Annotated in this window: 15 protein-coding genes; 6 read left to right on the top strand and 9 right to left on the bottom strand. The window is 39.5% G+C overall.

Annotation, left to right across the window (positions count from 1 at the left end; all coding sequences use genetic code 11):
- Positions 1-2: 2 nt before the first annotated feature.
- Together K5G00_RS01385 and K5G00_RS01380 are read right to left on the bottom strand one after the other, a co-directional pair.
- The gene (locus K5G00_RS01385) at positions 3-932 is read right to left on the bottom strand and encodes a hypothetical protein (RefSeq protein WP_238763623.1); all 930 of its coding nucleotides are present in this window, start codon (positions 930-932) and stop codon (positions 3-5) included.
- A 16-nt stretch (positions 933-948) separates the two neighbouring features.
- A complete protein-coding gene (locus K5G00_RS01380; protein WP_238763621.1) occupies positions 949-3,486 on the bottom strand; it encodes an alpha-mannosidase in 2,538 nt (845 codons plus the stop codon).
- A 207-nt stretch (positions 3,487-3,693) separates the two neighbouring features.
- Here K5G00_RS01380 and K5G00_RS01375 point away from each other — a divergent pair, with 207 nt between their 5' ends.
- From K5G00_RS01375 to K5G00_RS01355, 5 genes are all read left to right on the top strand, one after another.
- Positions 3,694-3,969 (top strand): hypothetical protein, encoded by a 276-nt coding sequence (locus tag K5G00_RS01375; protein WP_238763619.1) that lies wholly within the window; start codon positions 3,694-3,696, stop codon positions 3,967-3,969.
- A gap of 164 nt (positions 3,970-4,133) precedes the next feature.
- Positions 4,134-4,925 (top strand): polyphosphate polymerase domain-containing protein, encoded by a 792-nt coding sequence (locus K5G00_RS01370; RefSeq protein WP_238763617.1) that lies wholly within the window; start codon positions 4,134-4,136, stop codon positions 4,923-4,925.
- Positions 4,897-5,532, top strand: coding sequence for a DUF4956 domain-containing protein (locus tag K5G00_RS01365; RefSeq protein ID WP_238763615.1), 636 nt, complete (start codon positions 4,897-4,899; stop codon positions 5,530-5,532). The genes K5G00_RS01370 and K5G00_RS01365 overlap by 29 nt, the downstream gene beginning before the upstream one ends.
- Positions 5,529-6,170 (top strand): DUF2490 domain-containing protein, encoded by a 642-nt coding sequence (locus K5G00_RS01360; RefSeq protein ID WP_238763611.1) that lies wholly within the window; start codon positions 5,529-5,531, stop codon positions 6,168-6,170. The genes K5G00_RS01365 and K5G00_RS01360 overlap by 4 nt, the downstream gene beginning before the upstream one ends.
- 113 nt (positions 6,171-6,283) lie before the next feature.
- Positions 6,284-8,035, top strand: coding sequence for an alpha-L-fucosidase (locus K5G00_RS01355; RefSeq protein ID WP_238763609.1), 1,752 nt, complete (start codon positions 6,284-6,286; stop codon positions 8,033-8,035).
- A gap of 73 nt (positions 8,036-8,108) precedes the next feature.
- On the opposite strand, the gene K5G00_RS01350 is transcribed toward K5G00_RS01355, so the two are convergent.
- On the bottom strand, positions 8,109-9,536 hold the full coding sequence (locus K5G00_RS01350) for a sulfatase (protein WP_238763605.1): 1,428 nt from the start codon (positions 9,534-9,536) through the stop codon (positions 8,109-8,111).
- A gap of 203 nt (positions 9,537-9,739) precedes the next feature.
- Between K5G00_RS01350 and K5G00_RS01345 the strand changes: the two genes are divergently transcribed.
- Positions 9,740-11,461 carry a hypothetical protein gene (locus K5G00_RS01345; RefSeq protein ID WP_238763602.1) on the top strand — a complete coding sequence of 574 codons (1,722 nt, stop codon included), beginning with the start codon at positions 9,740-9,742 and terminating at the stop codon, positions 11,459-11,461.
- Between the two features lie 55 nt (positions 11,462-11,516).
- Here K5G00_RS01345 and K5G00_RS01340 read toward each other — a convergent pair whose 3' ends face one another.
- The 6 genes from K5G00_RS01340 to K5G00_RS01315 all read right to left on the bottom strand — a co-directional run bounded on the left by K5G00_RS01340 (position 11,517) and on the right by K5G00_RS01315 (position 21,102).
- Entirely contained in the window at positions 11,517-12,887 is a 1,371-nt protein-coding gene (locus tag K5G00_RS01340; RefSeq protein WP_238763600.1) for a dipeptidase, read from the bottom strand.
- Between the two features lie 72 nt (positions 12,888-12,959).
- Complete coding sequence (locus K5G00_RS01335) at positions 12,960-15,389, bottom strand: PEP/pyruvate-binding domain-containing protein (RefSeq protein WP_238763597.1); 2,430 nt, start codon at positions 15,387-15,389, stop codon at positions 12,960-12,962.
- Between the two features lie 123 nt (positions 15,390-15,512).
- Positions 15,513-17,267, bottom strand: coding sequence for a tetratricopeptide repeat protein (locus tag K5G00_RS01330; protein ID WP_238763595.1), 1,755 nt, complete (start codon positions 17,265-17,267; stop codon positions 15,513-15,515).
- 93 nt (positions 17,268-17,360) lie between these two features.
- Complete coding sequence (locus K5G00_RS01325) at positions 17,361-17,990, bottom strand: deoxynucleoside kinase (protein ID WP_238763593.1); 630 nt, start codon at positions 17,988-17,990, stop codon at positions 17,361-17,363.
- A 63-nt stretch (positions 17,991-18,053) separates the two neighbouring features.
- Positions 18,054-18,536: a SoxR reducing system RseC family protein gene (locus K5G00_RS01320; protein WP_238763591.1), complete on the bottom strand. Its 483-nt coding sequence runs from the start codon at positions 18,534-18,536 to the stop codon at positions 18,054-18,056.
- Positions 18,537-18,828: 292 nt separating this feature from the next.
- On the bottom strand, positions 18,829-21,102 hold the full coding sequence (locus tag K5G00_RS01315; protein WP_238763589.1) for a polyribonucleotide nucleotidyltransferase: 2,274 nt from the start codon (positions 21,100-21,102) through the stop codon (positions 18,829-18,831).
- Positions 21,103-21,188: the final 86 nt, after the last annotated feature.

The following is a 21,188-nucleotide window of genomic DNA, read 5'->3' as shown; positions in this document are numbered from 1 at the left end:
TTTTATTTTTTATACGATTCTTTGATGTGTTGAAGCCACCACGAGATGCCGGGATTGCAAGGTGTTCCGTCGCCACCTGGCTTACAATTTGGCGGTATACACTGTAACCAGGTTGAAGCAAAAATGTACCCCATTCCATTCTGCAAATGCTTATCAGTGTTTTTCAATTGTTCACGCTTTTTTCCTTCGGTGTAAATCCCAATGTTAATATAGTTGTACACTCCCTGCTCTTTACTGTACGCTCCCCAATAATCGGTCATTGTTCCTTCGCTCTCGATATAATGTTTGTTTTCCGGTTTATCTGAAAAATGTAAAGCCAGATCAGCATTAGCAGGAGGCAGGCCATGGTTGTTGTATCCAATCATTATTTCAGGATCCACTTTTTTCCCGGCAGCAATCATTTTTTCAATATCAAAACCCTTTTCGCGGTGTGCCATTCCTTCATTGTCGGGATCAACAAAAACATTTTTATAATCATTCTCTGAAAGCCATTTTACCGTATTTGCCACGGCTGCATTAGCTTCCTTTTGAGTCCAGTTTTCCCATTTTGCCTCGGAAGTACCCCAGTAAAGACATCCTGCCAAAACTACCATGTCACGTTTGTCACAGGCTTTAATAATTTTAGCCATACGGTTGGTATACACCGGATTTAAGGTTCCGTCTTTGTAGTATCCTGTTACGTCGCCAAAACGTGATCCCATAAAAAATACACTGATGGTATTTACCCCAAAAGACTTGTACAAATCCAAATGCCCGATTAAATCATCAGTGGTTTTTTCTGAAATTAAGGCATTGGAACAGCGCAATCCGATGCTCAAAAAAGCCTCATCATTCAAATATGCTTTGGTCCCCTTAACGGAGAAAATATTTTTACCCGCGTTTACATTTATTGCCAGGAAGATTCCAACAATGAGTATCCCGATTCTTGTCATACTTTTTGGTTTTGGTTCAGAAATATATCATAAAAGTTCTTATCTGATCATGTCCGATGGTAAAGTGAAACTGTGTGCTGTCCGTTTTAATTTCACTTCGTTGTTCAATTGGTTCTTCCAAATGGTTGCATTCGTTTACAGATTTTGCTTCATACGGCAGCCGTACGGTTACATTTTCATCACTTCCCTCGGTTTCAATGATGCGTAAAATTATGGGATTGGTTTCATAGGCGTCCTGTTTTGTTTTTAGGCTCGAAATAATAACATGATCGCTGTTGATTCCAAAGAACGATTTTTCCAAAGGGAATGACAAATTGCTGTAAGTCCAGCCAGAGATCTCCCCGGGATGTTGATTTTCCTGTTTGGCAATTAACGGCTGATTAAATTCCCATGCCCGTAATGGAATATTTGCATCCCGCCAATCACCTTCATGAACATTTAGCGCATATTTAAACGAATGTTTTCCTTCATCCATTCGCGGATCCATGTCTCTGGCACCACGCACTATCGACATGGTCAGTACACCATTATTGATTGTAAATCCGTATTTCCCGTTATTTAAGAGTGATATTCCACAATTTTTTTCCGAATAATCGACCCATTTTTGAGCCGGAAACTCTCCCTCGGTTTCTTCCCGCTGCACATAGCCATATGCTTGATCATAACAGGCTTGTCCGTTTGCTAAAACGGTTGGAAAGGCAAGGCGCAGTATTTTATTGTGACTGTGCCAATCCACTTCCATTTCAAAATTGATTTGCTCTGAATTTGCATAAACAGTCATATAGCGTACAAATTTTGACGACTGGAAGTAATCTTCCCATTGAACAGTTACTTTTTCGGGTGAAGAAAATATGATTCTTGGTGGAGTTAGTTGATTCACGGGATATTTTTTACCTGTCAATTTCAAACTCCAGCTGTTGCCATTGTCCTCAAACAACTGAAGCGTATTTGCAACACCATTAACAAATTCTTTTTGTAATTTTTTATTGAAGATATTTGTAACGCCTTCGTCGTTCCATCTTACTACAAAGAATTTGTTCTCAATTTGATTTTCTGTAACATCAATATCCGTTTTAGGCATTTCTGTTTTTTCATTCGTAACAGTGTAAACTTTATATCCAAGTGCAGGGATATTTGTTGCATCCATTGAAACGGTGACCGTTTGTTTATCCTCCGACTCTTTGATTATTGAATAAAGGATGCTTTCCCCTTCTGAATCTTTTAAGCTAAATTCGGCTGGTCGTTTTACAAATGAAACTTCAGCATCAACAAACTGGCTAACCTCCCATGAATGCGGATTATAAACTACCAGCGGAATTCCATCTGTTTCCGTATCGATTCGGTTTCCGATATTCTCAAGCCCCGCGGTTAACAATTCTGATGAAATTTGTTCCAGCTTGTTATAGTCTTTAAATACATCGTTGGCTCCCAATCCGGTAAGAGTGCCGGGAATAATGTCATGAAACTGATTAAAAAGTAATATTTTCCATGCTTCCAAAAAGTCTTCACGCGGATAAAAAGGTTTTCCTTTATGCATGGTACCAATGGCAGAGAATTTTTCGGCGGCAATCAGTTGGTTTTCCAGGCGCCGGTTTTGCTTTTTGATTTTTGCCTGTGAGGTATAACAACCGAGCCACTGCCCGCCGTTAGGTTGATATCCGAATTCTTTATTTTGAACAGGCCAGTTAAAATCTGCCTGATTTAGTTCATTGAAATAGTCTTCAGGCGAAATAAATTTAAATTGCAGCGGAAACTCATTGGAAAGCAATTCCAGACTCCGCATGTCTGTTTCCCCGGGGCCGCCTCCATGGTCACCTTTGCCTACTGCAATCAATGGTTTATTATAACCTGAAATTTTAATCCATTCTTCCACTTGTCCGGGTAAAATCTTGTAATCAGGGATGTAATGCCCCGGAATTTTATACGCCAGAATCCGTGAACCGTCCGCTGATTCCCACCAGAAAATCCGCTTGTCTTTTGGTGCTTCGCGACTAAATACATAATTTTTTATTCCACACCCTGCATATATTTTAGGAATTGTACTCGAATGGCCGGTAAACACATCCGGTAGCCATGCAATCGTTACGTTTTTGATGCCGAGGTTTTTTGTATAATAATCACGTCCGACCAGAAATTGTCGGATGAGGCTTTCGCCGGAAGGTAACGTTTCGTCTGTTTCAACCCACTGGCCTCCAACAACACTCCATCTTTTGTCTGAAATACGTTGTTTTACCTTTTCAAAAAGTTTGGGAAAACGGTTTTGAACGGTTTCATAATAAAGCATATAGCTTTGGGCAAATTGAAGCTCGGGATACGTATCCAGTTCTTTCAAAACATCAGAAAACGTTTTGGAAATTTCGCGGTTTTCTATCTCATTCCAACGCCACCGGTAAACCGGATCCATGTGGGCATGTCCGATAACTTTTACATCTGTCGGTTGCCTTTTCTCCTGACTTTGACTTTGTTTAAAGGGAAATATCAGAAAAATGAGAATTAAAACGGATTGAATGGAAAAGACAGTCGAATCGTTCCGTCGGTTTAGTTTCAGATTCATACTATGTTATTCAATTTCTGTATACAAATATAATTTTTAAAAGAAAACGTGTTGAATTCATTTATTTATTTATTCAGTTGAATAATATTTTAGATTTTACCTGAAAAACTCCGATTCGTTTATAAAATTCCCTGATTGGTTGATTCCTTTTTTTCTCTGAGAGTTAAGATAGCAAACTTGGCGTATGAAAACATGAATTAGGTTATTATGGAAACAAGGAAAACAAGAGTAAACAGATTTTCGGAGACGAAAACACGAGGGGTGACAACGATAATTCTTGCCGTTTTTATCTCGGATGGTGCTTGCAACGAAGATGAAATCTTGCCGCAGCAACAGGAAGAACAGGATAATTTACCGGTGCCGGAATTGTTATATACAATTGTTGGCACCAATCAGACAACATTTTACGACGACTTTGATGTCATTTCAACACCTGCTGTTGGTGAGCCTTTTTTACCGACAGGATGCCTTCTATTCCTCTAGAGCCAGACTATACAGATAATGGCGGGGAACAATTACGGATAACCTGACAGGGCTGATGTGGTCACAAAGTTCTGATATTAATGTTTTATATCAACAACTCAAATAACGAGTATGTAATTTAATTTTTACATTTTTGTTGCAACAATAACAAACCAATAATTTGCTTGAACCGAATAGTCAACATATTGGCAAAATTTGAGCCTGTTTTGCTCGGCGAAACCACGGAGATAAAGCTGATGAACAGGATAGACCGAAAATATTGGTTTACTTTGGCACAATTGCCCGGACTGCTGGAAAAGGCTTTTCCTTTTTATCGTATTCTGGAAATAGAAGGGCAAAGACTGATGGAATACCACACAACATATTTCGATACGGAAAAGAATGAAATGTATTTGACCCATCACAACCAAAAATTGAACCGGTATAAAATACGCCGGAGAAATTATGTTAATTCAAATACCGGATTTTTTGAAGTAAAATTAAAGAATAACAAGTGCCGTACAATAAAAGAAAGAATAGCGACAGATTTTGAGAATTCTGAAATATCCCGAACAGAAGACAATTTTTTGGAAACAAGTTCTCCTTTTGGAAACAAAAACCTCCAACCGGCATTAAAAAACAGGTTTTACAGGATAACGCTTGTTCATAAGCAAAAAACAGACAGGTGTACCATCGATTTGAAACCAAAATTCTGGAACACCAAAAGCGAAATTCAATTTGATGATCTTGTGATTTTTGAGCTAAAACGCGGGAGTAGCTTAAAATCTTCGCCCATGGTTTTGTTGTTGCGCGAAATGAAAATCAGACAGCGCGGTTTGTCTAAATATTGCACAGGAAGAGCCGTGCTTGAACCCTCGCTTAAACAAAATGCATTTAAACCCAGACTGCGTTTTTTACAAAAACTAAAAGAAAATAACCCAACAGAAAATGAAGACACTGCAAATAGTTGGAATTGAACCGACACAGATAGATGACTTTTTATTTATGGCTATTCGCTTTGGATTTAACCTGGCAGCCACCTTTGTTGTTGTTGTGCTCTTGTATGCGCGCAACAGTAAACGTAAAGATTTTTATTTTAGTTATTTCGCCATAAGCATTGCTGTTTTCCTACTTTGTTTTTTGTTGGAAAATGTAAAACTGGAACTGGGCTTCGCACTTGGTTTGTTTGCCATTTTTGGGATTATCAGGTACAGAACCGATACTATTCCGATAAAGGAAATGACCTATCTTTTTGTAATTATTGCAGTTTCAGTTATAAACGCACTTTCAAAAGCGCATTTGGGGTATATCGAACTTACTTTTGTAAATGTTTTGCTTGTAGGTGCTTTGTGGACACTTGAAAAGGTTTTGATGTTACGCCAGGAAGATTCATTGCTGGTTATTTATGAAAACATCGAAAATCTTCATAAGGAAAAAGAAAAGGAGCTTGTTGTTGATTTGGAGAGCAGAACAGGGATTAAGATAAAGAGGTATCAGGTTGAAAAGATTGATTTTCTTCGTGATGTAGCGCAGATAATGATTTATTTCGATGTGAAAAATTCAACTAAACAGGAAAAGAAATGAAGCAGAAAAGATTGATTTTATTGTTGGTTCTGGGTTTTGTTGCATTAAATTCTTTTTCAAAAACCAAAAAGTATGGAACCTGGATAGAGTTTGAATTTTCAAAAGAATTTTTCGATAAATTTGAAATAAGTTTTATTCCTGAAATCCGTTTTCAGGATGATTTTACAGTTGATGAATACATGTTTGACGGGAAACTTAGCTATTCTCCTCTCAATTTTTTGGATTTTGCTGTCCTATATCGTGTGAATACCAACATAAAAAACAAAGGCAATGAAACCCTCGGAAGGTTTGCTTTTGATGCTACGCTACAGAAAGATTTTGGAAGGTTCGAAGCTTCTATCAGGGGCCGTTATACCAATTATCTCGAACTGGAAGAAGATGACTCAGACAAAAAATATTTAAGACCGCGGGTAAAATTGGAATACGATATCAAAGGCAATAAAATCAGACCATTTGCCAGCTTTGAACTGTTTCAGAATCTGACAGACAAAGAATTCGATAAGTCAAGAATTGATATCGGAGCTACCAGAAAGATTGGGGATTTACACCGGGTGGGTGCTTATTATCGTTTACAAAACTATTTCAGCGACAAAAATTCAATTCATATTTTAGGTTTGGAATACAGGTTGAAGTTTTAGCCGCAGATTTATTTGCGGTGGAAAAGAACGTGATCTTCAAAAATAAAAAGAGCATGTAATTTTTATTCTGAAAATTATACTAGTAATTTTACGGTGCAACCAAAACTGAAAAAATGAAACAGCTTGGACTTTTTTTGGGAATTCTGTTCCTTATCCTTTCATGTGCTCCCAAAAATCAGGAGCAAAAAGATGAAGCAACACAAACCCAGAATGCAAAAATGGAGTGGTGGCGAGATGCACGATTTGGTATGTTTGTTCACTGGGGATTATATGCTATTCCGGCCGGTGAATGGGAAGGCAAGGAAATTCCGGGAATAAGCGAGTGGATAATGGCACGTGCTGAAATTCCTGTAAAGGATTATGAAAAGCTGACCGAAGAATTTAACCCGGTGAAATACAATGCAGAAGAATGGGTAAAACTGGCCAAGTTTGCCGGGATGAAATATATTGTTATCACCTCGAAACACCACGATGGGTTTGCCATGTTTCATTCCAAAGCCAGTTCATACAATATTGTTGATGCTACACCTTTTGATCGTGACCCGTTAAAAGAGCTGGCCGACGCTTGTGAAAAATACGGCATTCGTTTAGGATTTTATTATTCGCAGGCGCAGGACTGGCACGAGCCGGGTGGCACCTATTACAACATTGAACAGGGAGAGCCGCATTGGGATCCGGATTTAAAACGTGAACCATTAATGAATTACATCAACGGGAAAGCGGTTCCGCAGGTTAAAGAAATACTGGAAAATTATGGTGGCCTTGATATTTTGTGGTGGGATACCCCGCGCGGAATGACTGAAGAAGCGGCAAAAGCCTTGCAGGCCGAGGTTGACAAATACCCCGAAATATTAACCAATAATCGTTTGTACCGGCCATGGCCGGGGGATTTTTCAACACCGGAGCAACATGTCCCACCAACCGGGCTCGATTACGACTGGGAAGTTTGTATGACCATGAACACCAGCTGGGGATACAAAAAGAACGATGACAACTGGAAATCATCGGAATCTTTAATTCGAATGTTGGTTGACATCGCCAGCAAAGGTGGAAATCTCTTGCTGAATGTAGGTCCAACTGCCGAAGGATTGATTCCGGATCCCAGTGTGGAACGTTTAAAGGAAATAGGGCAGTGGATGCAAAAAAATGGAGAGTCGGTATACGGTACCTCTGCAAGCCCGTTTTTTAAACTTCCCTGGGGGCGCTGTACTACAAAAGAAGCTGAGTCGGGCAACCTGCTTTATCTGCATGTTTTTGATTGGCCAAGAGATGGAGTTCTTCGTGTACCCGGACTGGATGCTCGTATTAAGGACGTGTATTTGCTAACCAACAAAAAGCAAAAATTCTCCTATAAATTTGAAGGGGAAGATCTGTTGATTCATGCGCCGTCAGTGATTTTTGACCCGATAAATACGGTTGTTGTTGTGAAAACGGGTAAAAAAATGGAAATCACCAGCAATATGCCGTCATTAAAAGATGGAAAGATTCTAATGCCCGCAGATTTTGCTGATATTCATAATCCGGGATACGGAACACATGCCGTTCTTTCCGGTTCCGGAACTGAATCGGTAATTCAAAACTGGGTAGATCACCGGGCGCGTCTGGAATGGATGTTTAATGCCGCTGAGGCCGGGAATTACAGAATAGAAGTATTGGTAAAAGCCGAAAAAAACAGCAAGTTGAATATTAAAATGGGAGATAAAAGTCTGGAAGCTGAAATACCGGCAACCAATGATAAGTTTGAAATCGTTAATCTTGGTGAAATTGAGATAACCGAGACCGACGACAAAATTATTTCTTTAACACCTGTTCAGGAAAACTGGGGAAATGTGGAACTGATGTATCTGGAACTGATAAAAATCTAAAATCCGACGTCGGTTTATTGAATTGTAGAAATTAAAATTGGTTTTGGGATAAGCGGAAAGCTTGATTTCATTTTTAATCTCTCGGCGCGTAATCCGGGTTGGGTTCCGGAAATTTGGCATTTGTTTCAGCCAGCTTTTTATCCAGAAGCTTTTTTAGCTCAGCTACTTTTTCCGGGTGAGTTGTGGAAATGTCCGTTGTTTCCCCTGGATCACTATCCAGGTTAAATAGCTCAATCTTATTGTCTTCATAATGCACAATCAGTTTCCACGTGTCTTTCCTGATGGCAGAACCTGGTTTCCACGCACTCCCGTGATAATGCGGATAATGCCAAAAAAGCTCGTCGCGGGTTAAAGTTGTGTTTTGGGTTAAAATGGGTGAAAGATCAACGCCGTCGGATGGGAGCAGTTCAATTTCAGCCAGGTTTAAAAGGGTGGGGAAGAAATCCATACTCACTACCGGCGTATTTTCCGTTCTTCCCGGATTTGTTACCTCCGGACCTGCTATAATTAGCGGAACACGGATTCCGCCTTCGTAGCACCAGCCTTTTCCCGCACGCAGTGGACCATTGCTGGTTGGGGCATTTTCCCGGTAAAGCGTGGAAAGCCCGCCGTTGTCGCTGGTGAAAATAATCCATGTATTTTGGTCCAACCCTTGTTGTTTGAGTGTTTCAACAATACGTCCTACATTTTCGTCCATTGCTGCCACCATCGATGCAAAGTCCGCATTTTCCTGTAAGAGTTTTGTAAAACCTTCCCCTTCCTTTTTATGCGGAACCTGCTCTATATTCAGACTCTCACGTTTTTTTCGGTATTTTTCAATGTGTTTATTTGACGCCTGAATGGGCGTGTGAACTGTGTAATAGGCAAGATAAAGAAAAAAAGGATTGTCTTTACTTTTTGTAATAAACCGGATACTTTCATCGGTCAGCCGATCGGTTAAGTATTCCCCTTTCGGGCCGTCAGTTAGTTTGGGGTTGTTGTACGGCGAATAATAACCTCCCGGAGGGCTTCCTTTTTCGTGTCCTCCAATATTGATGTCAAAGCCCTGATCTTCCGGAAAGAATCCCTCGTCACCCAAATGCCATTTCCCGATAAAACAGGTTTGGTATCCCGCTTTATTTAGCTTTTCTGCAATCGTAATTTCCTCCAAAGCCAATTCATTTCTGTCCTGTGGCCCGAGCAAGGGGCGCATTCTCGGGTCGGCACCGGGAATCCAATCGGTAATATCCACGCGGTTGGGATGTTTCCCGGTCATAATAGCAGCGCGTGTGGGACTGCACACCGGGTTGGCGGAATATGCCTGTGTAAAACGAACACCACTTTTCGCCAGTTGGTCAATGTGGAGTGTTTCATAAAATGTTTCCGGGTAGTTGCATTGAACATCCGCCCATCCCAGGTCATCAACCAGAATAAAAACAATGTTTGGCTGTTCGATATCTGTTTTACATGATGATGTAATGAACAAAGCGACTAGTAGCATTAAAATGATTCTTCCGGACATTTCAGGTATAATTGATTCGGTTCCAAACTTACAATAAAGAGGCGAAAATTGAAAATGTGTCGGGGATGTTATCTTTCAAACAGCCACTGACACAGTTTTATGAATACTACCTTTTTTGATACGATTAAAAATTGTATCATCTTTATCTTTCAATTTAATGATTTCAGTATAAAAACCTATCTTTGGTTGAAACATCATTTCTTATGAACCGACGTGATTTTCTTCATTATACAGGAGCCGCTTCACTTATTACCACAGGAATTATTTCGCCAACTACATTAATGGCAACTCATCCGTTTCCTGATTTTTCCGGTTTTCAGGAACTTGTTGATAATCTTGTTCTGCTAAACGATGAGCAGGTAGAAAAGATTGCGGCACTACAAAACCGGGACACAAGCTCCAAATATTATGGCGGTGTTTACGATACCTGGAAAATAGTTACACCGCAGTCAACCGGTGGATTGTTTAAAACACTGGCCATTGCTTATTCTCAACCTAAATCGAAATATTATCTGGATAATTCACTGTTGGACAAGATGGAAATGGCAATAAAATACCTTTTGAAGGTTCAGCATTCGGATGGAACCATTGACTTGCTTTCCACTAATTTTCATTCTACACCTGATACCGGTTTTGTGGTTGAGCCGCTGTGTGCCAGTTATGATTTACTAAAACAACTTCAGTTTCCTCAGAAGGAAAGTTTGCTGCGACCTCTGGAGCTATTTTTAAAAAATGCAGGGGAGGCATTTGTTGTTGGAGGGATTCATACGCCAAACCACCGTTGGGTTGTGAGTATGGCGCTGGCCAGGCTAAATACGCTTTTCCCTGATGAACGTTATTTAGAACGAATAGACCAGTGGTTGCAGGAAGGTGTAGATATTGATGCCGACGGGCAGTACGAGGAACGAAGCACATATATTTACACCCCTTTAACCAACCGGTGTTTAATATATATATCCCTTTTGGCGGGCCACCCGGAATTAATGGATATTGTCCGGAAAAATTTGGAAATGACGCTTTATTATGTGCATCCGAATGGAGAGGTAGCCACCGAAGCATCGGGCCGACAGGATCAATTCAGGGTAGGATTTATGGAACACTATTATATTCCTTACCGCATGGCAGCGCTTACCTTTAACGACGGGCGTTTTAGTGCAATGGTACGCCAGATTGAAAGTACGGTTCCTGAAAAATTGCTGACCTATTTACCCTATTTTCTTACCACAAAAGAGCTGGGGAAAGAATTACCGGCCCCGGATGAATTACCCCGGAATTATGTAAAAGAGTTTAAACACTCTAATCTTGTGCGTATTCGCCGGGGAAATATAGACGCAACGATTCTTGGTGACAATCCCACATTTTTTACGTTGAGTAAAGGAAAAGCTGTGCTCGCATCGGTTCGGCTGGCTTCGGCATTTTTTGGTCGCGGACAGTTCCAGTCTGAAAGAATAAACCGTACAAACGATGGTTTTGAGTTAAACTGGAGTTTTGATTGGGGCTATTTTCAACCTTTGCCTAAGGGAGAAAAGCCTAATTATGAAATCCCTTTTGATGAAGATCGGAAACGTCGGAAAAAAAGTGAAGTTCAGCATTTAAAAATGAAGGTTGTCGTAACTGAGAATGAAGGTGTTTTTACCCTTGATTTCGATTTGGAAGGAAATGAAAATGTTCCATTTGCCATAGAGCTGGCTTTTCGGAATGAAGGAACTTTGCAGGAGGTTAAGAAGGTGCCAGAGGCAGAAGATGTATTTCTTTTGAGAGCAAAGAATGGATTTTACCAGGTTGAAGATGATAAAATTAAATTTGGCCCAGGAAATGCTGCTCATGAATGGACCGAAATAAGAGGAGCTCTGCCAAGACCAAATGGAAAGTGTGTTTACCTGACGGGATTTACACCTTTTAAAAAACATATAGACTTTCAGTAAAAATAAAAGAACCGTCATAAAAAAGGCGGTTCTTCTTATATTTTACAATTTAGTATTATTTGTTCATTTCCGCAAAATATTTATAGAACAGCGGAATGGTTTTGATGCCTGTAAAAAATTGTTCCAGAGGGTAATTTTCGTTGGGAGAGTGAATAGCATCCGACTCAAGTCCAAACCCCATCAGCACCGATTTTATGTCCAGTACCTCTTCAAAAGTTGAAATAATTGGGATACTTCCACCCGAACGAACCGGCACCGGTCGTTTACCGTAAACATCGGTATAAGCTTTTTCTGCTGCCTGGTAGGCCGGAATATCAATGGGGCAAACATAGCCCTGTCCGCCGTGAAGTGATGTAACTTCTACTTTTACCGATTTTGGTGCTATATTTTCAAAGTGGTTTTTAAAAAGTTCAGCAATTTTCAGGTGGTTCTGATTGGGTACCAAACGCGACGAAATTTTTGCATATGCTTTTGAAGGCAAAACAGTTTTAGCGCCTTCACCGGTATAACCGCCCCAAATCCCGCAAACGTCAAAAGTAGGACGAATTCCGGTATGTTCAGTTGTGGAAAATCCTTCCTCTCCGGCCAGCTCTTTTACATCAATTGCCTTTTTATATTTTTCTGCATCAAAAGGAGCACGTCCCAGCAGTTCACGTTCTTCTGAGGAAACTTCCAGAACATCGTCGTAAAAACCGGGGATAGTAACTTTTCCTTTTTTATCTACCATCTTATCAATCATTGAACAAAGAACATTGATTGGGTTAGCAACGGCACCACCAAACATTCCAGAGTGTAAATCTCTGTTCGGACCGGTAACTTCCACCTGCCAATAGGCCAGGCCCCTCAGGCCTGTTGTTATCGACGGAGTGTCGGGAGCAAGCATTGTTGTATCCGACACCAAAATTACATCGGCAGCAAGCATTTCTTTATTTTCTTCACACCATTTTCCCAGATTTGGCGAACCAACTTCTTCTTCGCCTTCAATCATAAATTTTATGTTACATGGGAGTGTATTGGTTTTTACCATCAGCTCAAATGCTTTGGCATGCATCATACTTTGTCCCTTATCATCATCGGCTCCACGTGCGTATATTTTACCGTCGCGAATTTCCGGTTCAAAAGGATTGGAATTCCATTTTTCAATTGGGTCAACAGGCATTACATCCATGTGTCCGTAAACCAAAACCGTGGGTAAAGCGGTGTCAATAATTTTTTCGCCATAGGTAACCGGATTTCCGGGAGTTTCAAAAACTTCCGCTTTATCAGCTCCTGATTTTAACAGCGTTTCCTTCCAGTACTCAGCTGCTTTGTACATGTCGGGTTTATGGCTTTTGATCGAACTGACAGAAGGGATCCGGATTAATCCAAACAACTCTTCCAAAAAACGATCTTTGTTTTCTTCAATATAATTGTTGATGTATTCCATAATAGTGCTAAAAATTTATTTGCAACGGAAAATAGGGTTTATCGCCAAGATAAAAAAGGATTTTTTACATATTTACTGGTATAAACGAACCTGTTTAATGTATAACTTTCTTTTCCCGTTTGGAGAATCGATTTTAAATTCAATATCCAATCCAAATTTATCAAAAAGGCAATTGCACGAGTGTGGTACTTCATAGAAATAGTGTTTTTTGATATGCATACAGTATCTTCCAAGCTGGTATAGTTCGGAATCTGTTAACACATTTTGGCCTTTAAACTCTTCAATATTGGAATGTGAAAGATATTCAATGGTGAAATTGTCTGACTCGCTGAGAGAGTAGGTATATAAGATGACCTGGTCGTGCAAAACTCCGGGCTCGGGAAAAACGATACTGTATTCTTTAAACTGGGCGTTCACAATAAACCCCGGATTTATATTGTAAAGGTTTTTGGTAATAAGCACGCCGTTAGCATCTTCGTCGGGAAAGGAGCGGTGTATTAATATTCCCATTGCTGTTGAGAGGTGATCGATTTTATAGTACTCGCGTTCTTCAAAAGCCCTGAAATTCCATAAGCTGGCCCAAACTTTTTTAATGGCATTTTCAATGGTTTTGGTATCGTGATCTTTTTTTGCGGAATAGGAATCGTACAAGCCTGCACCAGAGAAAAATTCCAGATCTTCGGCATTGGTTGAGGAGCGGAAACGGTAGGCATCAAAATCCTTAAAATTTTCGATTTTTTCACTTACCATATTGACTAAGGCAGGGTCTATTGGTGCATCAATAATTTTGTTTCTTAATTCTTCGAGTTTTGTTTTTCGGTATTCCTGGTCGGTTTTAAATGTTTGATCAGCCAGAAGTTCTTCGATAAATGTTTGTAACTGATTATTTTTTATATGCTGCGAATAGTAATAAAACGGAATGGCAAAAGGATTTTCCGGAGTGGGAATCTTTGGATTGCTCAATTTCAGAAGTTCGGCAAAATTAGCTGCCTTGCCACCAATTAAATTTACAGCGGAGTGGTTAACTTCTGTCAGATTAACAAGGCCTGATGTTTTTTCGTCTTTTGCCAGTACTGTTGTTGCCTGTGGTTCGTTTTGCTGCCAGAATGAAGTGGCTTCTTCCAGGTTTGCTTTTCTTACAACAAATGAATCGGCAAGCACATTCAGGTAAATTAACTGCCCGGCCAGCGAATCGAGTTTTGGATTTGTCCAGCCATCGCGCAAAGCCATATTGGGAGTACCACGGTTGTGGCTTAAGATATTAATATGGCTGAGCGGCGTTTGAAATTCGGTCGTGATTATTCCCGAAACTACAGAAACATCGTTTGGAATACCGCTCAGAATAATAATATCATGTTTGCCCAGGTAGGTTTCATTGAGTTCATTCAGCTTAACCTTTCGTAAATAGCCATAACCTTCAGCAAGGTTCAGTGCCTGATAATTTTGTCCTTCAAATAATTCGTCGGATGTAATAATGGGGATACTGCTGCATTCTTCCCACTTTGAGTTGTTTGGGTATAAAAAAAGTTTTCCGGCCAGATACGTGGAGGAATGTATTTTTTCGAAAATCTCCTGTATTTTATTACAATTCATTTCGTCGCCGGCATAAAACCGGATGACATATTTATTTAATGATTTGTAATAGTTAATCTCACCCGGATAAAGATATCTTTGACCGGAGTTGGAGTATTGCGTCATATTAAAATGGTAGTGTCCTTTTTTATATCCCAGGAATTGTTCAGCAAAAAAATAATGAATCTCATAACGTTTGCTGTTCATATAATAAATAAGGTTTTCCTTTTCACTGTATATAAATTTTACTGATTGTACGTCTCCCTGGTTGGTGATAAAAGGGCTGCTTTGCAAAAGATTAAAGGCATTATAGTCGGGCAGCCCGTTTAAATAGTTTACATCATTTTCTGATTTTGCAAGTAATTTTGCGTGTATGATTGTGTCGGTGGAGGGTACAATGATTTCGGCACTATAATAACCTTCTTTGGAAAAAACAACGGTATCCCGGATTGGCGAATTTTTATGAGTATATAGATTTTGAAGGAGTATAATTTCGGTGCCGTTTGAATAAAGTTTTAACGTTTCTGTCTGGTGTTCAGAAACCACCTGTAGAATATAAATTCCCGTTTTCAGATATGGCAAAAGATAAGTTCCACCCTGGCCCAATTTTCCGGTTTGTAGGATTCGCTTTCCATCAACAGTAAACAGTTGTAACAGTACATTTTCTTCGGGTGGTGAAAAAAACATGTTAAATACAATTTGAAATTTTGATTCTTTTTCCGGATTATTAAAATCCCAGGCAAAGGCACCGTTGTTGTCAGAAGTAATTTCAATCGTCAGGCGTTTATGAAATATGGAAACATCAGCAATAGGCCTTTCTGTTGCCAAATCACTGGTTCGTCCCCAATACGAATATTGAGCAAAAGCCTGCAAGGGAAGCAGCATTGCAAGAGAGGTACAAAGGGCCAAAATCCGGAGTATGGCATTCATACTTTTTTAGATGTAATTTAGCGGGAAAAGGTTGCTGATAAAATTGGGGAGCAGGGGTGTTTTTAAAATAGAAAAGGGCAATCCTTTTCAGATTGCCCTTCATAATATGATGTTTATTTATTGTTATCCTACAATTGCTTGGAATTTTGGATTATCGAAATATTTTGCAAATTCGATATCGTTTTTTGCTTTGTCTTTCAGGTCAGGATTGATTTCAACCGCTTTTTGAAGGCTTTCGAGAAGCAGGTTTTCTTTTGCAGTGCGTGCTCCGATAACTGCTTTCAGGTATTCTTTCATAAAACAGTTTGGATTATCAAAAGCTTCCAAATCTTTCAAAGCACCATTGTTATCACCGGCTAATATTTTTGCCAATGCAGTGTTAACGTCTTCATATTTGCTGAAATATCTTACAGCCTGATCGTAATTTGCATTTTTAACGCTAACAATTCCCTGGTTGTAATTTACTTCGTCGCCTGCGCCTGAAGCAGCTCCAAACAATGTTTCAGCTTCATCAACTTTTTCTTCATAAAGAGCAATTGCGCCAAGGTTATTTTTAACAACCGGTTCATTGTTTTTCAAACGTTCTGCTTTTTCAAACATTGGTTTTGCATCTTCGTATTTCATTTGTTTTACCAAAACATAACCTGCGTTGTTTGGTCCTCTCCAGTCGTTCGGATAAACTTTAATAAATGAATTATATATTGAAAGTTGTTCGTTCAAATCTTCAAATAAAGTTGCTGCGTACAATAATTCTGCTGGATTTAAAGAAGAAGGATTTGATTTAGCCGCAGCCATCAGTTCTTCATCTGTTTTTCCAATCAAATCAACGCTGGTAGCCAGTTTTGCTCTACGCAATTGTGGTAAAATTTCGTCAGCTACGTCAGTAAATGCTTCAGAAAGATTTCTGATTTCACGTTCGCGAACCTCAGGATCATTGTACATGGAAAGTACGCGCAAAATCAATTCTTTATCCTGAATATTTGATTTTTCCATCAACTCTTTAAAACCATCCCAGTCTTCCGGAGTATATTTGGTTTTTAATTCAATATCAACTCCAGCTTCTTTTAGTTTTTTTGCAAGGAACGCAGAAGAAGTATTTTTTCTGTCAGCAGCTAAATCCGTATTGAAATCAATTTCACCATCAGGAGAAGCGTAAGCTGAAACCTCAACACCTTTAAGGTCGATACGTTCTTCTTCATTTGCTTTTTTGGTATAATCTTCCAGCGCTTTCACGTCGCTGCCTTCTGTTTCTTCTCTGCGAAGATTTGAACGGTTGATGAGATAGTGAATATCAGCAACCATTTCGTCTGGAACAATTCTTTGGAAAGCATCAATATTTGGATCATATTTGCCCGAAGTATTTTCTTCACGTTGTACACCCAAAATCGGTTTTGGATAATTCATAACCAATTCGCTGGTAGCAATCACACCATCAGCAATTTTGATTGGTTCAAAATCCAATGTTTTAGCTCCTTTTGAAGCAGTCATGTAAACATAGAGTTCAGATTTGTTCATGTCGTCGACATATTCAACGGCATCTTTGTAGCTAAAACTTCCACCAGTTGTATAACTGATAACTTTGTTATTCGCTTCCACTTTTTCTCCCTGCACAGTAACTGGTTCATACTTGGTTTCGCCTCCGTCATATTTCAGAACCGGAGTAGCAACCAAAGTGGCCTTTTTATTAAAATATTTTGCTGGGAATCGACCATCGATAGCAACATCCACATCACCGGCGTGGGCTTCGAGAATTTCCGGGGTTACCTTAAATTGAATCTGATCAGCATTTTTTTTCATTTTTTGCAACCCTGCACATCCCGAAAGTAGCACTGCTGCCACTGCTACAAGCATAAAAGGTTTAAAGTTGAGTTCTTTCATAACAGACAATATTTAAAATTTTAAAATTTGTTCCAATTAGCACACAAAAATAACAAGCTTTTTTTTATAAAAAAGCCGCTAAACGAGTTTTTATCACAATATTAATCGGTTTAGCCCTTTTTTATACTTGTTATTGAAAATTGCCTCTTTCAACTGAATATAATGTTCGTGATTTTTTACAAAATCCAAATTATTTGTATCGATGATTAAAACGGGGAAGTTATGAACTTGTTTAAAAAAGTTGAAATATCCCTGTTTTATTTTTTCAAGATAATCGGGTTGGATATATTTTTCATAATCTCGACCTCTGATTTCAATGTTTTTTAACAGATTCTGAACATTGGTGTGAATGTAAACATACAAATCGGGTTTGGGCATCGATTCTGATACGATGTCGTAAATCTGCCGAAATAACCTGTATTCGTCGTCTTTTAGTGTGTTTTGGGCAAATATTGAAGTTTTTGAGAAATAGTAATCAGAAATCAGCATCGAATGGAAAAGATCGAGGTTGAGGACTTCTTTTTTTATTTGGTTGTAGCGGTCGGCTAAAAACGAAAGTTCAAGCGGGAAGGAATATCTTTCCTGATTTTTGTAAAATTTTGGTAAAAACGGATTATCGGCAAACTGTTCCAAAATAAGCTTGGCATTTGATTCTTCTGCCAGCATTTTTGCCAGCGTTGTTTTTCCTGCTCCTATATTTCCTTCAATAACTAAAAATTGCATTTGCCAGAATATTCCTGAAAGTGATCTTTTATCTATTTTGAAAAGAATATTTGATGTTTAAAATTACATCAGTTTTTTGTTTGAACGGATTTTTTTGTCTTTAAAAAAACCAACAAAATACCCTGGAAGTAGACCCAGTACAAAACCAAGTATAAGCATTTCCCAGTTTTGGGCTGGTATAAATTTTTGCAAAATATAACCTATCAGGAGGCCTGCAACCATTCCAAAAAAAGAAAACAGGTAGGTGTAATAATAAGGTGTAATAAAACCATGTTGTTTATGCATGTGGCTTGAAAGACGACTAATCAACCTGTCGTATTCGCGCCGGCTTTTTCCGGGTACTTGTATCGCTTCATTTATTTTTTTTGTAACCTCGGTAATGTTCAGCTTTTCTTTTTGGCAATAAGGGCAACTTGAGGAGAATTCTCCCACTCTTTTTATGTTTCGTTTGAGTTCTTCAACCCTGTAAAAACGGATTTCCTTGTCCCTGATTCCTTCAAGATTTTTGTCAATCTCAGCAATTGTTTTTGTTGCCCAGCTTTCCATTAATGTAGATTTTAAAACCAGTTTCAAAGGTAAAAATAATGCCGGTACCAGTGTTTAATTTTTTGGAAATATGGAAATATAGTCAGGAGAGAAGACAAAAAGACTCTGTTTTGAGCGGTTTTTGTTATGTTGTTCTTTCACAATTAATTTCTTCGGAAGGGAATCATGTTTGCAGTTTTTCAGAATTGGTTTTAGTCACATATTCGGATGTTGTAATTATTACATAACAAATACAATGGGCATAAAAAACGCCCTGCCGGTTGACAGAGCGTTTATATTATTTTCGCTTACTTTAGTCATTATCGCGACGCGGGCGAAAGTCCCTTCGGTCGCCGCCACGGCGATCGTTCCTTCGGTCGCCTCCTCTGCGGTCGTCGTTCCGGTTGTCCCTGCGGGGTGGACGATCTCCTCTTGGAGGACGCTCAACATATCCTTCCGGTTTTGGAAGAAGGGCTTTTCTTGATAGTTTTAACTTGCCGGTTTTTTCATCAACACCAATAAGTTTAACTTCCATCATTTCACCTTCTTTAGTGAATTTTTCTGCCGACTCAACCCTGTTCCAGTCCATTTCTGAAACGTGCAACAGTGCTTCTTTTCCGGGAAGTATTTCGATAAATGCTCCAAAAGAAACTACTGATTTTACTTTTCCGGTATAAACCTCTCCAACTTCGGGGATTGCTGTTATCGCCTTAATTCTTGCTTTTGCTGCTTCAATTGGCTCCAGCCCTGCACCCGAAATTTCAACATAGCCAACGTCTTCTTTTTCTTCAATAACAATTACGGTTTCGGTTTCCTCCTGAATGGCCTGGATAATTTTACCTCCCGGTCCGATAACTGCACCAATCATATCTTTTGGTATCTGAATGGTTTCGATACGCGGAACATTTGGTTTGTATTCGGCGCGGGGTTCCGGAATTACTTCCAGCATTTTCCCTAAAATATGCAAACGGCCTTCTTTTGCCTGCTGCAAGGCCTGCGCCAAAACTTCGTATGATAGCCCATCAACTTTAATATCCATCTGTGTGGCTGTAATTCCGTCGACTGTTCCCGTTACTTTAAAGTCCATATCGCCCAGATGATCTTCGTCTCCGAGAATGTCGGAGAGAACTGCGTATTTGTCAGAACCTTTATCGGTAATTAACCCCATTGCAATTCCTGAAACCGGTTTTTTCATTTTCACACCAGCATCCATCAATCCCATTGTTCCTGCACAAACCGTTGCCATCGATGATGAACCGTTTGATTCAAGAATGTCGGAAACAACCCGCACAACATAAGGAAGATCTTCAGGGATCATATTCTTCAATCCCCGTAAAGCAAGGTTTCCGTGTCCAATTTCGCGTCTGCTTGTTCCACGCGGTGTTTTGGGATCTCCAACACAAAACGGAGGGAAATTATAATGTAATAAAAAACTTTCGTTGCCCTGAAAAGTTACATTGTCAATTTTTTTGATGTCCATTTTTGTACCCAATGTAACCGAAGTTAAAGACTGAGTTTCACCACGGGTAAAAATAGCAGAACCATGGGCTCCGGGTAAATAATCGATTTCACCCCAAATTGGGCGAATTTCGTTTGTTGCTCTTCCGTCCAACCGAATGCCGTCGTCGAGAATCATTCTGCGCATAGCTTCTTTTTCAACATCGTGGTAATATCTTTTTATTAAACCAATATGTTGTTCCAGGTCTATTTCTTCGTTTTCTGCATTTGCTTCGGTGTAAGCTTCAATAAATTCATCGCATATTGCTTCAAAAGCTTCCAAACGTTCACTTTTGTTTGCGATTTGTTTCTTTGCAACTTCATAGCAGGCATCGTATGTTTCTGCTTTTACTTTTTCACGAAGTTCCTCATCGTTGTTCTCGTGGCTGTATTCACGTTTTACTACACCGAGTTCGGCTGCCAGTTCTTCTTGTGCTTTACACTGTTTTTTTATTTCATTGTGCGCCGTTTTTATGGCTTCAAGCATCACTTCTTCTGAAACCTCCTGCATTTCTCCTTCCACCATCATAATGTTGTCAAATGAAGCACCAACCATGATTTCCAGATCAGCTTCTTCCATTTGTGAGCGCGTTGGGTTTACAATAAATTCCCCATTAACTCTTGCTACACGGACTTCAGAGATTGGGGTTTCAAAAGGAACGTCGGAAACAGAAATTGCAGCAGAAGCTGCCAATCCTGCCAAGGCATCTGGCATTTCTTCTTTGTTTGCAGAAATCAATGAAATCATCACTGCAGTTTCTGCATGGTAGTCATCGGGGAAAAGTGGACGTAATGCCCGGTCAACCAAACGCGCAACAAGAATTTCGTCATCGCTTGGTCTTCCTTCCCTTTTTAGAAATCCGCCGGGGAATCGGCCTGCAGCCGAGAATTTTTCACGGTAATCAACCGATACCGGCATAAAATCTACATCTTCTTTTGCTTCTTTTGCTGACACTACTGTGGCCAGCAACATGGTTTCACCCATTTTTACTACAACTGAACCATCGGCCTGTTTGGCAAGTTTTCCGGTTTCAATGGTAATTGTTCTGCCGTCGGCGAGTTCAATTGTTTTAACTGTTGCGTTTACCATAATTTTTTACATCAATAAATATTAAATAATACAATGGGTGGTGAGGTTTTGCAATTTACAAAAAAGAAAGGCAATACACTGCATTG

The organism is Maribellus maritimus (assembly GCF_022267315.1).
GTDB classification, from domain to species: domain Bacteria; phylum Bacteroidota; class Bacteroidia; order Bacteroidales; family Prolixibacteraceae; genus Draconibacterium; species Draconibacterium maritimum.
The sequence above is the reverse complement of the archived record's forward strand: the minus strand, read 5'-3'. Positions and strand labels throughout refer to the sequence as shown.